This is a genomic window from Undibacterium sp. GW821-FHT07F11, from assembly GCF_059418665.1.
The window spans coordinates 1-1,004 of the sequence record NZ_JBWKQH010000033.1 but is presented as its reverse complement, the minus strand read 5'-3'; the positions used below and the strand labels follow the sequence as shown (position 1 = coordinate 1,004).

The window sequence follows — 1,004 nt, the reverse complement described above, 5'->3', positions numbered from 1 at the left end:
AATTTCTCGATAGGGGAAATGACTTTGCCTTGTGCATCGAGAGTGACTTCAAAGTCGATACCCTGGCTTGCATCACCTGTTGCAGTAATAGCGCGGATTTGGGCAATTTTTTTATTGCCTACTGTCGCTACCGAACCGATGAGGTTGTCGAGGCTTAAGCCGCTGGCGAAATTGAGGCTGTCAACACCGGCTGTATCGCTGATGACGTCGAGGCCATCACCCAAGGCATAGTAATACTGGTCATCGCCAGCATCACCATTCAAGAGGTCATTGCCTGTACCGCCTGTCAGGCTGTCGTTGCCTGCACCACCTGAGAGGGTATCGGCGCCAGCGCCACCATTCATGACATCAGCAGCAATGGTGCCCGTCAAGACATCTGCGGCATCGGTGCCAATGAGACCACCAGGTGCTGCACCGGCAATATGCAGGACCAGTTTGTTTGTGGCTGTCAGGCCGCCTTTGTCTTTGACCTGGATAGTGACGGACAAGTCTCCCACAGCAGCTTGATCAGGTGTACCGCTGAGGGTTTTAGTCTGGGCATCAAATGTCAACCAGCCTGGTAACGGGCTGCCATTGGCGAGTGTGGCGCTGTATGTCAGTACATCGCCTGCATCGGCATCGGTGAAGGTGCCTGCTGGCAGGGCAAAGCTGAAGACAGCTTTTTCTGTCAGGCTTTGATCTGCCAGAACCTTGGCTGCAACTGGTGCTGTATTTGGTGGGACATAATCTGCCACGTGCAAGTTCAACGTTGTTTTAGCTGTCAGGCCACCTTTGTCTTTGACTGAAATGGACAGGGACAGATCACCTACGGCAGCGTGATCCGGTGTGCCACTTAAAGTTTTAGTGGCAGCATCAAATGTCAACCAGCTTGGTAACGGGCTGCCATTTGCCAATGTGGCGCTGTAGGTCAGTACGTCACCTGCATCGGCATCGGTGAAGGTGCCTGCTGGCAAGGCGAAGCTGAAGACGGCTTTTTCTGTCAGGCTTTGATCTGCAAGAACCTT

The 1,004-nt window shown here is 53.1% G+C and carries 1 protein-coding gene; it reads right to left on the bottom strand.

The window, feature by feature from the left end:
- Window positions 1-1,004 (bottom strand): putative Ig domain-containing protein (locus AC07OI_RS29795; protein ID WP_495259669.1); only part of this gene is annotated, 1,004 nt, incomplete at both ends.